We start from the raw sequence: 12,687 nt of genomic DNA, 5'->3' as shown, positions 1-12,687 counted from the left end.
TGCCCATCCGGGGCGAAGTCTTGCCCATCCGGGGCGGGGCCTTGGGGAGGTTCGGGCGTCGTCATGCGGGTCAGGGGCGGCGGGCGCCCCCCGGCGAGGTCGGATCCCCCATCAGTAGCAGGTATCGCGCCCCGTGCGCGACCGGCACCTGCGATCACGACCCTCGGCCGGGACCGGCCAGCCGGGTCCGACGCCGCCCGTCACGCATCGAGGCGCCGGAGCGCCGCTTCGTCCCGCAGGACGACGGCGCGGCGCTGGGCCGACAGCGCGATGACGCCGTCCCGCTCCAGGCCGGTGAAGGTGCGCGACACGCTCTCGATCGTCAGGCCGAGATGGTCGGCGATGTCGGCCCGCGACATCGGCAGCGCGACCGTCCCGTCGCTCCCGGCCCGGCCCGCGAGCCCGAGGAGGAAGCTCGCGACGCGCTCGCGCGCCGATTTGCGCCCGAGCAGCAGCATATGATCCTGCGCCCGCTCGAGCGCCCGCAGCATGGCCGCCACCACCTCGCGGGCGAGCGCCCCGGCCTCGCCGGCCAGCGCGTCGCGGTCGCCGTGGCGGAAGGCCAGGAGGGTGGTGTCGGCGACAGCGTCGGCGCCGGCCCGGCGCTCGTCGCCGGCCTCGAGGCCGAAGATGTCGCCCGGCAGGTGGAAGCCGTCGATCTGCCGGCGCCCGTCGCTCAGGAGCCGGTAGGTCCGCACCGCCCCGGACATCACCTTGTAGAAATGCACGGCGCGGTCGCCCTCGGCGTAGATCTCCTCCTCGGCCGCGACGCGGCGGCGCGATCCGGCGCCCGCGGCGTCGCGGGCCCAGAGGGACGGCGGAGCCCGCTCGTCACGCCCGGCGTCGTGCGCGGGAGCGAGGCCTGCGGTGGCGAGCGCGACTTGCATGGGATCCCCCCGTCGGGTGCGGCTGACGAGGCCATGGCTACGGCGCGGGCGGCGCACGCGAAATTCCGGTTCAGCGCTTAAGGGATTTCCCGTAGCCGCGCGGCGAAGGTGGCGGCGGCGAGCGCGTCCTGGATGCCGGCCAGCAGCGATCCGTCCTCGAAGGGTTTCTCCACCACCTGCCGGAATCCCGCCTGGGCCGCGCGCTGGCGCAAGGTTTCGGTGATCCGGCCGGTGATCAGGATCGCGGGCAGGCCGATCCGCCGCGCGCGCAGGGTATCGACGAGCGCGACCCCGTCCATGCCCGGCATCCGGTGATCGACGACCAGGCAGCCGGTCCGGGGCAGCCCCGGTTCCCCCAGGAGCTGCCCCAGGAGCTGCGCGGCGTCCTCGTAGAGGCGCACCTCGTAGCCCTCGAGCTCGAGCGAGAACTTGAGCGAGCGGCGGACCGCCTCGTCGTCGTCGACGACGAGGACCGGTCCCGTGGGGGCTGGCATGATCGACCCGGATGCTGAGGCACGGGAAAATAGGCGGCGGGTCGGGAGGCGGCGTTGATCTGGCGCAAGCGGGTGGAGCGGGCCATCGCGGGCGTCGCACGGCCCCGCCTCATCCGAGGGCGGGCGTCCGGACAGCCTCGCGCGCCAGAGGCTCCCGGGCGGCCAGGACGTCGCGCAGCGAGATCACCCCCACCACGTCGTCGCCGCGCATCACCGGCAGGTGCCGGAACCCCCCGGCGATCATCAGCCGATGCGCCTCGGCGAGGCTCGCCCCGGCGGCGATCGTCCGGGGATCGGGGGTCATCACCTCCCGCACCAGCGTCAGCATCGGATCGCGATGGCCCGCGACGACGCGCACGGCGACGTCGCGCTCGGTGATGATGCCGACGAGGCGACGCGCCTTCATCACCAGGAGGGCGCCGACATCGTAGTCGCGCAGGCGATGGCACACGCTCGCGATGGTGAAGCTGCCGCTCACCCCCCGGACGGGACGGTCGGCGAGGAACTCGGTGAGATTCCGGTCGGGCATGGGGCGGGCTCCGAATGGGGCGGGGGAACCGCGAGAAAAGGTCAGTCGTCCGACAGGGCCCGCAGCTCGGCCCCCTCGATGTCGTCGTACTGGCCGGACTGCAGAGCCCACAGGAAGGCGCCGAGGCCCGAGGCCCCGAGGCCGAGGGCGATCGGGATGACGAGGAGGAGCACGCTCATCGGACAGGTCCTGAGGTGGCTGGAGCGGCGGGAGCGGGCGTCTCGGCGGCGGGCGACGGCTTGCCAAGGGACGGCTTGCCAAGGGACGACTTGCTAAGTGACGGCCCGGCCCCGCCCCGCCCCGCGCCCGCAGGGCGTTGAGCGTGACGACGACCGAGGAGCCCGACATGGCGAGCGCCGCGATCAGCGGCGTGAGCCAGCCGGTGGCGGCCAGCGGCACCGCGACGAGGTTGTAGGCGGCGGCGAGCCACAGGTTCTGCAGCATCAGGGCCCGCGCCCGCGCGCCCACCGCGAGGACCGACAGGACGGGAGCGAGGCCGCGGCCGAGGAACAGGGCGTCGGCGGCGGCCTGGCTCACATGGGCGGCGCTCACCGGCGAGAGCGAGGCGTGGGCGGCGGCGAGCGCCGGGGCGTCGTTGAGCCCGTCCCCAACCATCAGCACCCGCCGGCCGGAGCGCTCAAGCGCTTCGATGCGGGCGATCTTGTCCTGCGGAGTCAGGCCGGCCTCCCACTCCTCCACGCCGAGCCGCGCGGCGACCGCGGCGACCGCCGACCGTCGGTCGCCCGACAGGATGACGACCCGGCGGCCCTGCGCCCGCAAGGACGCCACCACCTCCGCCGCGTCGGGGCGCAGGCGTTGGGCGACCGGATAGGCGACCGGCACCCCCTCCCCGGCCCGGAAGCAGAGGATCGACGCCTCCGGATCGGCGGCGAGCATTGCCGCGGCCTGGACCTCCGCCCCGCAGAAGGCCGGCGAGCCGAGCCGCAATTCGACGCCTTCGACGGACGCCCGCACGCCAAGCCCGGCGGCTTCCTGCGCCCCCGGCCAGGGCACGATCCCTGTGGGGACCGCCTTCACGAGCGCGGTGGCCATCGGGTGGCGGCTCGACAGGGCGAGTCGGGCCGCCTGCGCCAGCACTGCCGGATCCCCGGGCGCGGCCAGGACCGGCTCCGGCAGGGTCAGCGTGCCGGTCTTGTCGAAGACCACGGTGTCGACCTGCGCCAGGCGCTCCAGGGCGGTACCGTCGGCGAGCAGCACGCCGTCGCGGAACAGGGCGCCGGCCGCCACCACCTGGACGGCGGGAATCGCGAGGCCGAGCGCGCAGGGGCAGGTGACGATCAGCACCGCGACCGCGATCATCACGGCGGCGTGGAGGCCGGCCCCGGCCAGGAGCCAGGCGGCGAAGGCGAGGGCCGCCGCCGCGTGGACCAGGGGCACGTAGAGCCGGGTCGCCCGGTCGGCGAGCACCAGGGCGCGGGAGCGCGCCTCCAGCGCCCGGCGCATCAGCCCCTCGACCTCGTCGAGGAGCGTCGCCCCTGCCACGACCGTGACCGTGACGACGAGCGCCCCGTCGCCGTTGAGCGCGCCGGCATGGACGGTCGCCCCCTCCGCCACCGGGACCGCGGCGGTCTCGCCGGTGACGAGGCTGCGGTCGAGGTCCGAGCGCCCGCGCTCGACGGTCCCGTCCACCGGCACCCGCTCGCCCGGGCGCACCAGCACGCGGGCGCCGGGGGTGATGTCGGAGAGCGGCACGTCCCGCACCGAGCCGTCCGGCGCGACGAGCGCGGCCGTCTCGCTGCGCAGGGCCGCCAGGTTCTCGGCCAGCGTCCGAGTGCGCCGGCGCATCGCCTGGTCGAGCACCCGCCCGATCAGCAGGAAGAACAGCAGCATGATCGCGCCGTCGAAATAGGCGTGGGTCGCCCCGCGCGCCGTCTCGACCACCGACATCACGAGCGTCAGCACCACCCCGAGGGTGATGGGGACATCCATCGTGAGGCGCCGGGCCCGCAGTCCCCGGACGGCGCCGTCGTAGAACGGCCGGCCCGCATAGGCCGCGGCCGGCAGGGCGACGAGGGCCTGGATCCAGTGGAAGAGGTCGCGATTCTCCGGGCTCATGTCGGAGACGTTGCCGGCCCAGACCGAGATCGCGAGCAGCATCACGTTCATCGCGGCGAAGCCCGCCACCGCCATGGCGCGGATCAGCCGCTCGGTCTCCGTCGCCTCGGCATCGGCGGGCCGGCGCGGGTCGAACGGATGGGCGGCGTAACCGAGACGGTCGAGCCGTTCCAGGATCGCGCCGATCTCCGGCTCGGCCCCCGGCGCCCATTCCACGGCGAGCCGCCGGTCGGAAACATTGAGGCGGGCCGAGGTGACGCCCGGCACGTCCCGGAGGCCGCCCTCGATCGCGCTCAGGCAGGCGGCGCAGTGCACGCCCTCGACGGCGAACTCCGCCCGGCCTGCGCCCGTCGCGGTGCGGGAGACGAAGGCCGCGTAGTCGCGCCCGAGGGACGGCCTCGTATTCGCCTCGCTCCAGGCGGCATGGGCCTCGACATAGGCGAGGGCGGCGTCGGTGCAGCACATCGGATCGCGTCCCGGATCTCATCCTCTCGCGTCATCGCATCGACCCGTCGATGCGATGACGTCCGGCGCATCGGCGCCGACGCCCGCTCGGGCTCGCCTCGCGCCTTCGAACGAGTCTGTTCGAAGGCGCGACGGTATCACTCGACGGTCAGGCGGCGCTCGCGCCGCAGCTCGACTCCGTCGGGCCCCACGACCTCGACGACGAGCCGCCACTGGCCGCCCGGCAGCGCCTCGACCCCGCCGGCATAGGTGCCGGGCGCCGTCGCAGCGAGGGCGAGGACCCGGTCGGCGCGGGCATCGGTCGGGCGCTCCAGCCGGGCGCGCAGCGCCTTGCCCGCGAGCGGTTCATCGCCCCGCCCGCGCAGCGAGACGGTCACCGCCGCGCCCGGTCCCGCCCGCGCCACGGCGCTCTCCAGGTGCCAGCCCCGGGCCTCCTGCGCCCGGGCCCGGGCGAGTTCGGCGTTGTAGACCTGGCCGGCATGGTAGGGCGACGCGACCTCCAGACCCGACCAGGTGCGCAGGGCCGAGGTGACGAGGACGGCGTCGGCGCTCGCGATGGTGCCGAAGAACCCGACGAGGAGGAGGAGCACGCGCCGCCCGGTCAGGCGGAACGGGGCGGCGGGCAGCATGGGATCGGCGTGCATCGTCAGGGCGCCTTGAAGTGGTCCTGCACGGACGCGGTCTCGCCCGAGACCGGATCGGCGAGGCGGAAGGTGAGCGGGGCCGAACGGGCGGTGCCGGGGGCTGCGAAGACGAGGACGCGGACCTCCCGCGTCGCGTCGGCCGGCACCGCGAGGCGGTCGTCCGGCGCGCCGACGATCTCGGCACGGGCGCCGGGCAGCCCCTCGACGGTCAGGCGAAAGTCCCGCTCGAACGGACGCTTGTTGACGAGCCGGACCGTGTAGCCGTTGCGGATGCCGCCATCCGAGAGCGTGACGAAGAGCGGGTTGCGGTCGTGCAGGACGTTCACGCCGGTGAAGCTGCGGGCCGCGAGTGTGGTGAGCATGAATCCGCCGATTCCGGCGACCAGGAGCCCGTAGGCGACCGTCCGCGGGCGGAGGATCTTGAACACGGGCGGCTTGCCCTCGGCCCGGCGCCGGCAATTCGCCTCGGTGTCGTAGGCGATGAGGCCGGTCGGTCGCCCGAGCTTCTGCATGACGGTATCGCAGGCATCGGCGCACAGGCCGCACTGGATGCACGTCATCTGGAGCCCGTCGCGGATGTCGATCCCCGCCGGGCAGGCGGTGACGCAGGCGAAGCAATCGACGCAATCCCCCGCCGGCTGCCCGGCGGCCCGCAAGCTGGCGGCCTTCCTGACCGAGGCGCGCGGGTCGCCGCGATCGACCCGGTAGAGGATGTTGAGCGAGTGGGCGTCGGTGAGCGAGCCCTGGATGCGCGGCCAGGGGCACATGTAGGTGCAGACCTGCTCGCGCATGTGGCCGGCGAGCCCATAGGTCGTCGCGGTGAGGGTCAGGATGGCGAAGACGGCCGCCGGCGGGGCCTGGAAGGTCGCGAGCTGATGCACCAGCGTCGGCGCGTCTGCGAAGTAGAGCACCCAGGCGCCGCCGGTCCACCAGGCGATCAGCAGCCAGATCGCGTGCTTCAGGGTGCGCAAGCCGATCTTCTCGATCGTCCACGGCGCGGCATCGAGCGTGAGCCGCGCGCGGCGGTCGCCCTCGACCAGGCGCTCGACCGCGAGAAAGAGGTCGGTCCAGACCGTCTGCGGGCAGAGATAGCCGCACCACACCCGGCCGGCGACCGCGTTCATCAGGAACAGGGTCAGGGCCGCCAGGATCAGCAGGCCCATGACGTAGGTGACCTCCTGCGGCCACAGCTCGATGAAGAAAAAGTAGAACCGGCCGCGGTCGAGGTCGATCAGCACCGCCTGCGACGGCGCGCCCGGGCCGCGATTCCAGCGCAGGAACGGAACGAGGTAGTAGAGGCCGAGGGCGACCGCCAGGATGATCCACTTCGCGGTGCGGAAGCGCCCGCGCACCGCCTGCGGATGGATCTTGCGCCGCGCCTCGTAGAGCGCGCCGGTGGGCGCGGAGACCACCCGCCGGGTCGCCGCCTCGCCGAACTTCTTGGTGCGGCCTTCGAGGAGGGAGGTGGAGCGCATCGTCCGCGCAGGGTCCGTCGTGGGCATCACCGCGTGTCCAGCTGCCCGGGAGCGGGCGCGAGAGTCGTAGGGGCCGGGACGGGGTGGCGGCATTGATCTCGCGCAATTGGAGGATGGGATGGACTCATCCCACACGGCTGCATGCCGAATCCGCTTCATCCATTCCAAGACAGGATTAGTTGTCTCGCTCCACCGAGATGACACGCTCCTGGTCATTCCGGGGCCGCGCAGCGGAGCCTGGAATCCAGACACGCCGATGGCACAGGATAAAGCCGTACGCTGTCCGCTCTTTCCTGCATCATCCGCGGTTCTGGATTCCGGGTTCCGCTGCGCGGCCCCAGAATGACGATGGAGTCTTTCAGTACGGCCAGATCTCAAGTCGAATCAGAGAGCGGGTGGACCCGCTACTTCCCACCCCCGAGCCCATGCACGTAGACCGCCAGCGACTTGATGGTCGCGGCGTCGAGCCGCCCCTCCCAGGTCGGCATCACGCCCCTGCGCCCGCCCTGGATCGTCGCCACCACCTCCTGCGGCGCCGAGCCGTAGAGCCAGACCGCGTCGGCGAGGTCCGGGGCGCCCATCTCCGGGTTGCCCCTGCCCTGCTCGCCATGACAGGCGGCGCAGGTCTGGCTGAAGATCTCGGCGCCCCTCTGGAGGCTCAGGGACGGCGCGAAGGCCTTGCCGGACAGCGATAGGACGTAGTTCGCCACCGTCTCGACCTCGTCGCGCTTGAGAATGCCGTCGCGCCCGAAGGCCGGCATCTCGCCCGCGCGGGTGTCCGCGTGGCCGGAGCGGATGCCGACCCGGATCGTCTGCGCGACGGCGTCGAGGCTGCCGCCCCAGAGCCAGTCGTCGTCCTGGAGGTTCGGGTAGCCGGTGCGGCCGGTCGCGGCGGTGCCGTGGCAGGCGGCGCAATTGTCGCCGAAGGCCGCCTTGCCGGTGGCGAGCGCCAGCGGCATCAGCGTCGGGTCGGCGGCGATCCGCGCGAGATCCGCCGAGGCGAGCTTCTCCTGGCCGAGGGCCGCGCGGGCCGACCGGGTGGCCGCCACGTCGGCCAGGACCGCGGCGCGGGTCGAGAAGCCGAGGAGGCCGCGTGTGTGGTCCGCGACCAGCGGCCAGGCCGGATAGACGATCCAGTAGCCGAAGGCCCAGACGATGGTGGCGTAGAGCGAGATCAGCCACCAGCGCGGCAGCGGGTTGTTGTACTCGGCGATGCCGTCCCACTCGTGACCGGTGGTTTCGGGAGGGGAAGACTTGAGGTCGGACACGCGGCTCACTCCTCGTCGAGGGGCAGGCGGGCGGCGGCATCGAACCGGCCCTGGTTGCGCGGCCACAGGGCGTAGAGGACGGATCCCGAGAACAGCGCGACGAAGTAGAGAAGGCCGCTCGTCTGGGCGAAGCGGGAGGCGAGGTCGTAGGTCACCGGCGTCACCTCAGGTTCTTGCGGTCGTCGTAGATCTTGAAATCGACCATCGTGCCGAGGACCTGGAGGTAGGCCACCAGGGCATCGAGCTCGGTGGCGCGGCCGCGCGCGCCGGGCGCGTGCAGGACGGCGCCGGGATAGCGCTGCGGGAAGCCCGCATCGGCCCCGTCGGGATCGAGCTGGGCGATGAGATCGGCCTGCGCCCGCAGGATCATGTCCGGGCCGTAGGGCACCCCGAGCCTCGCATTCGCCGTCAGGTCGTCGGCGATCGCCTCCGCGTCGAGGGTCCGGTCGAGGAAGGGATAGGCCGGCATGATCGAGCCGGGAACGACGGCGCGGGGATCGATCAGGTGCTCGCGGTGCCAGGCGTCGGAGTACTTTCCGCCGACCCGGGCGAGGTCGGGCCCGGTGCGCTTCGAGCCCCATTGGAACGGGTGGTCGTACATCGACTCGGCGGCGAGCGAGAAATGGCCGTAGCGCTCGATCTCGTCGCGCATCGGGCGCACCATCTGGCTGTGGCAGAGGTAGCAGCCCTCGCGCACGTAGATGTTGCGGCCGGCGAGCTCGAGCGGCGTGTAGGGGCGCACGCCCTCCACCGCCTCGATGGTGCTCTTCAGGTAGAACAGCGGGACGATCTCGATCAGGCCGCCGATCGCGACCACGATCAGGATGCCGATGAGCAGGAGGATCGAGTTCCGCTCGAAGATTTCGTGCCTCTTCCAGAGGCCGGGCTGGGCGGTGGCCATGGCCGGTTGCTTTCGCTGGGATTTTGTCGGGGCTGGCCCGCCGGCGGGCGGGCCGGACGATCACTCGGCGGGGACCAGGGCGCCGCCAGCGGCAGGATTCCGCTCGCCCGCCTCGCGGCCGAGGATCGTCATGGCGAGGTTCCAGGCCATGATCAGCGCGCCGATCAGGAACAGCACGCCGCCGAGCGCCCGCACCAGGTAATAGGGCTGCATCGCCTCGACGGTCTCGACGAAGGAATATTCGAGGAAGCCGAAGTCGTTATAGGCCCGCCACATCAGGCCCTGCATGATCCCGGCGACCCACATCGACGTGATGTAGAGGACGATGCCGAGGGTCGAGATCCAGAAGTGCCACTCGACGAGGCGTAGGGAATAGACCTCGCGGCGGTTCCACAGCCACGGCACCAGGCAGTACAGCGCGCCGAACGACACGTAGGCGACCCAGCCGAGCGCGCCGGAATGGACGTGGCCGATGGTCCAGTCGGTGTAGTGGCTGAGTGCGTTGACCGCCTTGATCGACATCATCGGCCCCTCGAAGGTCGCCATGCCGTAGAAGGCGAGCGAGACGACCATCAGGCGCAGGATCGGATCGGTGCGTAAGCGGTCCCAGGCGCCCGAGAGCGTCATCAGGCCGTTGATCATCCCGCCCCAGGACGGCATCCACAGCATGATCGAGAAGGTCATGCCGAGGGTCTGGGCCCAGTCCGGCAGTGCCGTGTAGTGCAGGTGATGCGGACCCGCCCAGATATACATGAAGATCAAAGCCCAGAAGTGGATGATCGACAGCCGATATGAGTAGATCGGCCGCTCGGCCCGCTTCGGGATGAAGTAGTACATGATGGCGAGGAAGCCGGCGGTGAGGAAGAAGCCGACGGCGTTGTGGCCGTACCACCACTGCACCAGCGCATCCTGCACGCCGGAGAAGACCGGGTAGGACTTCGAGCCGAATACCGTCACCGGGATGCTGAGGTTGTTCACGATGTGCAGCATCGCGATGGTGACGATGAAGGCGAGATAGAACCAGTTCGCCACGAAGATGTGCGGCTCGCGCCGCTTCGCGATCGTCGCCAGGAAGACGACGAGGTAGACGACCCAGACGAGCGTGAGCCAGAGGTCGGCGTACCATTCGGGCTCGGCGTATTCCTTCGACTGGGTGACGCCCATCAGGTAGCCGGTGCCGGCGATCACAATGAACAGGTTGTAGCCGAGCACCACGAACCACGGCGCCAGATCGCCGGCCAGCCGCGCCCGGCAGGTCCGCTGCACCACGTAGAGCGAGGTCGCGATCAGCACGTTGCCGCCGAAGGCGAAGATCACCGCCGAGGTGTGCAGCGGCCGCAGCCGCCCGAAGGTGGTGTATTCGAGCCCGAGATTGAGCGACGGCGCCCAGAGCTGGAAGGCGATGATGCAGCCGACCAGGAACCCGGCGATGCCCCAGCCCATCGCGGCAATCGCCGCGAACTTGACGGGGCCGAGATGGTAGTTCGGCTTGCCGCCGATCTCCTGCGGGACCGGCTCGGGGTCGCGGGCGGCGTAGCGGCGCAGGATCGCCACGATCCCGGCGAGTGCCGCGAGCGAGAAGAGGCCGGCATGCATCCCGAAGGCGGGATCGACCGCCTTGGCCGAGGCGATCAGGCACAGGAGGGCGCCGAGGCCGAAGGCGGCGCACAGGCCCGCCTCTCCCTCGGTCATGTATTTGGGTGCGGGTCTGGCGGGCATGGCTGGATCGGTTCGCTCCACGCGCTGATGCGGGACGCCTCCCTTTGCCCCTGCGCCGGGATGCGGGGCCTTGATCTGGCTCAATCGCCCCCGGGCGCGCGCCGGGATGACGGTGAGGCGGGGGGCGAATTGATCCACCGCAAGGCGGTGCCGGGTCGGGCCGGCGAGGCTCCCCGCCGAGAGCCTCGGACATTCCTCCTCGAGACACCCCTTCTCATGATCTCGCCCGACCTGATCGACCGCCTCGGCGGCGAGCGCGTGCCGCGCTACACCAGCTATCCCACCGCCCCGCACTTCACCGCGGCGGTCGGCCCGGGGGAGGTCGGCGGACCGGCCGCCATGCGCCGAGTCTCTGAGCGGTCGCTCCCGCGAGGAGCGGGACCGCAGGTCGCGGGATCGAAACGGCCCGAACGCCGTTCTCCCGCCACGCGCCGCACTCGTCCCGATCGTCCTTTGCGCGGCGTCGCGAGGTCGTCATGAATGCAAGCCCCGACGGGTCGGTCGTCCGGCGCGAATCCCCGCGGCCCGACCTCATCGCCTTCGAGGTCAAGGACCGGATCACCAAGCCGGACATCGAGTGGATGTCCGCGATCACCGACGCCGCCATGACGGCGCACGGCACAATCGACATGCTGCTCATCATGTCGAACTACGAGGGCTCGGATCTCGGCGCGCGGTTCGACGGCTACGCCACCTCGGTGATGGCCCGCTCGGTGGCGCATATCCGCAAATACGTCGTGGTCGGCGCGCCGGCCTTCGCTCGCGCGATGATCAACCTGTCCGGGACGGTGCTGCCGGTCGACACCAAGACCTTCGACCTCGAGGACGAGGCGGCGGCCTGGGCCACTCTCGCCGAGGCGGGGCCGGCCAAGGCCTGAAGAAGCCGGGGGCGTTCTCGCGGGGCTTGCGCGGCGCCGCCCAGCACCCTCTGATGGCCCCCGGGCGCCACGATCCGCTCGCCGAGAAGCGGCACGCGCGCCCGGGAGAACGCCTGCGATGCCCGTCACGCCCCTCCGCACCCTGCTCCTCGCCGCCGCGTCCCTGGCGGCGCTCGCCGGCCCCGCCCGCGCCGCCGAGCCCCGGCTCAGCGACGGCAAGGTCAAGCTCGCCGTGCTCAACGACATGTCGAGCGTCTACGCCGATTCCACCGGCCGCGGCTCGGTGATCGCCGCCGAGATGGCGGTGAAGGATTTCGGGGGCACCCTCGACGGCAAGCCGATCGAGGTCGTGTTCGCCGACCACCAGAACAAGCCCGATGTCGGCTCCAACATCGCCCGGCAATGGTACGACCGCGAGGGCGTCGACGTGATCCTCGACGTGCCGACCTCCTCGGTGGCGCTCGCGGTGCAGCAGGTCGCCAAGGAGAAGGGCCGGCTGCTGATCGTCTCGGGCGGCGGCACCTCGGACCTCACCGGGCCGCAATGCTCGCCCACCGGCATCCAGTGGACCTACGACACCTACGCGCTGTCGCACGTCTCCGGCAACGCCGCGGTGAAGAAGGGGCTCGACACCTGGGCCTTCGTCACCGCCGACTACGCCTTCGGCCACGCCCTCGAGCGCGACGCCATCGCGGAGGTGAAGCGCTCCGGCGGCAAGGTGGTCTCCACCGTCCGCGCGCCCTTCGCCACCGCCGACTTCTCGTCGTTCCTGCTCCAGGCGCAAGGATCGGGCGCCAAGCTCGTCGCCTTCGCCAATGCCGGTGGCGACACCGTCAACGCGATCAAGCAGGCGCACGAATTCGGCATCGTCCAGGGCGGCCAGACCCTGCTGGCGCTCCTCATCAACATCGACGACGTCCACAGCCTCGGCATCGAGGTGGCGCAGGGCCTGCTCCTGACCACCGCCTTCTATTGGGACCGCACGCCCGAGACCCGCGCCTTCGGCACCCGCTTCAAGGAGAAGGCCGGGCTGATGCCGACGATGCACCAGGCCGGCGTCTATTCCTCGGTGCTGCACTACCTCAAGGCCGTGCAGGCGGTCGGCACCGACGATGCCAAGACGGTCATCGCCAAGATGCGCGAGATGCCGGTCAACGACATGTTCGCGACGAACGGCCGGATCCGCGAGGACGGCCGCATGGTCCACGACATGTACTTGATGCAGGTGAAGACGCCGAAGGAATCGACCGGCGAGTGGGACCTCTACAAGCTCGTCGCCACCGTGCCGGGCGACGAGGCGTTCCGCCCGCTCACCGAGGGCGGCTGCCCGCTGGTGACGGCGGCGAAGTAG

The 12,687-nt window shown here is 71.5% G+C and carries 12 protein-coding genes and 1 pseudogene; 2 read left to right on the top strand and 11 right to left on the bottom strand.

Annotation, left to right across the window (positions count from 1 at the left end; translation table 11 throughout):
• Positions 1–200: 200 nt before the first annotated feature.
• From ABZT49_RS03130 to ccoN, 11 genes and pseudogenes are all read right to left on the bottom strand, one after another.
• Positions 201–887, bottom strand: a complete 687-nt coding sequence (locus ABZT49_RS03130; RefSeq protein ID WP_355282887.1) for a helix-turn-helix domain-containing protein — start codon at positions 885–887, stop codon at positions 201–203.
• Between the two features lie 77 nt (positions 888–964).
• Positions 965–1,381: a response regulator gene (locus tag ABZT49_RS03125; RefSeq protein ID WP_355282885.1), complete on the bottom strand. Its 417-nt coding sequence runs from the start codon at positions 1,379–1,381 to the stop codon at positions 965–967.
• Between the two features lie 109 nt (positions 1,382–1,490).
• A complete protein-coding gene (locus ABZT49_RS03120) occupies positions 1,491–1,910 on the bottom strand; it encodes a CBS domain-containing protein (protein WP_355282902.1) in 420 nt (139 codons plus the stop codon).
• A 41-nt stretch (positions 1,911–1,951) separates the two neighbouring features.
• Positions 1,952–2,089, bottom strand: coding sequence for a cbb3-type cytochrome oxidase assembly protein CcoS (gene ccoS, locus ABZT49_RS03115; protein ID WP_355282899.1), 138 nt, complete (start codon positions 2,087–2,089; stop codon positions 1,952–1,954).
• Positions 2,090–2,210: 121 nt separating this feature from the next.
• A pseudogene (locus ABZT49_RS03110) lies at positions 2,211–4,451 on the bottom strand (heavy metal translocating P-type ATPase); the annotation flags it as partial.
• A gap of 137 nt (positions 4,452–4,588) precedes the next feature.
• Positions 4,589–5,095 carry a FixH family protein gene (locus ABZT49_RS03105; RefSeq protein WP_355282882.1) on the bottom strand — a complete coding sequence of 169 codons (507 nt, stop codon included), beginning with the start codon at positions 5,093–5,095 and terminating at the stop codon, positions 4,589–4,591.
• A gap of 2 nt (positions 5,096–5,097) precedes the next feature.
• Positions 5,098–6,597, bottom strand: coding sequence for a cytochrome c oxidase accessory protein CcoG (gene ccoG / locus ABZT49_RS03100; RefSeq protein WP_355282879.1), 1,500 nt, complete (start codon positions 6,595–6,597; stop codon positions 5,098–5,100).
• 377 nt (positions 6,598–6,974) lie between these two features.
• Positions 6,975–7,838 carry a cytochrome-c oxidase, cbb3-type subunit III gene (ccoP, locus tag ABZT49_RS03095; RefSeq protein ID WP_407943437.1) on the bottom strand — a complete coding sequence of 288 codons (864 nt, stop codon included), beginning with the start codon at positions 7,836–7,838 and terminating at the stop codon, positions 6,975–6,977.
• A gap of 5 nt (positions 7,839–7,843) precedes the next feature.
• On the bottom strand, positions 7,844–8,002 hold the full coding sequence (locus ABZT49_RS03090) for a cbb3-type cytochrome c oxidase subunit 3 (protein WP_407943436.1): 159 nt from the start codon (positions 8,000–8,002) through the stop codon (positions 7,844–7,846).
• Positions 7,999–8,739 carry a cytochrome-c oxidase, cbb3-type subunit II gene (gene ccoO / locus ABZT49_RS03085; protein ID WP_355282874.1) on the bottom strand — a complete coding sequence of 247 codons (741 nt, stop codon included), beginning with the start codon at positions 8,737–8,739 and terminating at the stop codon, positions 7,999–8,001. The genes ABZT49_RS03090 and ccoO overlap by 4 nt, the downstream gene beginning before the upstream one ends.
• 60 nt (positions 8,740–8,799) lie before the next feature.
• Positions 8,800–10,458, bottom strand: a complete 1,659-nt coding sequence (gene ccoN / locus ABZT49_RS03080; protein WP_355282872.1) for a cytochrome-c oxidase, cbb3-type subunit I — start codon at positions 10,456–10,458, stop codon at positions 8,800–8,802.
• 476 nt (positions 10,459–10,934) lie between these two features.
• On the opposite strand from ccoN, the gene ABZT49_RS03075 reads away from it, so the two are divergent.
• Together ABZT49_RS03075 and ABZT49_RS03070 are read left to right on the top strand one after the other, a co-directional pair.
• Positions 10,935–11,336, top strand: a complete 402-nt coding sequence (locus ABZT49_RS03075) for an STAS/SEC14 domain-containing protein (RefSeq protein ID WP_355282870.1) — start codon at positions 10,935–10,937, stop codon at positions 11,334–11,336.
• A gap of 118 nt (positions 11,337–11,454) precedes the next feature.
• On the top strand, positions 11,455–12,687 hold the full coding sequence (locus tag ABZT49_RS03070) for an ABC transporter substrate-binding protein (protein WP_355282867.1): 1,233 nt from the start codon (positions 11,455–11,457) through the stop codon (positions 12,685–12,687).

This window comes from Methylobacterium sp. EM32, assembly GCF_040593685.1.
In the GTDB taxonomy this organism is placed as follows: Bacteria; Pseudomonadota; Alphaproteobacteria; order Rhizobiales; family Beijerinckiaceae; genus Methylobacterium.
Note: the sequence above shows the minus strand (reverse complement) of the source record. Positions and strands in the feature narration are given on the sequence as shown.

Excerpts from the sequence above, each read along its gene's own strand:
- ABZT49_RS03075 (WP_355282870.1), top strand. The coding sequence starts at position 10,935 with ATGAATGCAAGCCCCGACGGGTCGGTCGTCCGGCGCGAATCCCCGCGG.
- ccoS (WP_355282899.1), bottom strand. The coding sequence starts at position 2,089 with ATGAGCGTGCTCCTCCTCGTCATCCCGATCGCCCTCGGCCTCGGGGCC.
- ABZT49_RS03120 (WP_355282902.1), bottom strand. The coding sequence starts at position 1,910 with ATGCCCGACCGGAATCTCACCGAGTTCCTCGCCGACCGTCCCGTCCGG.
- ccoO (WP_355282874.1), bottom strand. The coding sequence starts at position 8,739 with ATGGCCACCGCCCAGCCCGGCCTCTGGAAGAGGCACGAAATCTTCGAG.
- ABZT49_RS03130 (WP_355282887.1), bottom strand. The coding sequence starts at position 887 with ATGCAAGTCGCGCTCGCCACCGCAGGCCTCGCTCCCGCGCACGACGCC.
- ABZT49_RS03125 (WP_355282885.1), bottom strand. The coding sequence starts at position 1,381 with ATGCCAGCCCCCACGGGACCGGTCCTCGTCGTCGACGACGACGAGGCG.
- ccoG (WP_355282879.1), bottom strand. The coding sequence starts at position 6,597 with ATGCCCACGACGGACCCTGCGCGGACGATGCGCTCCACCTCCCTCCTC.
- ABZT49_RS03070 (WP_355282867.1), top strand. The coding sequence starts at position 11,455 with ATGCCCGTCACGCCCCTCCGCACCCTGCTCCTCGCCGCCGCGTCCCTG.
- ccoN (WP_355282872.1), bottom strand. The coding sequence starts at position 10,458 with ATGCCCGCCAGACCCGCACCCAAATACATGACCGAGGGAGAGGCGGGC.
- ABZT49_RS03105 (WP_355282882.1), bottom strand. The coding sequence starts at position 5,095 with ATGCACGCCGATCCCATGCTGCCCGCCGCCCCGTTCCGCCTGACCGGG.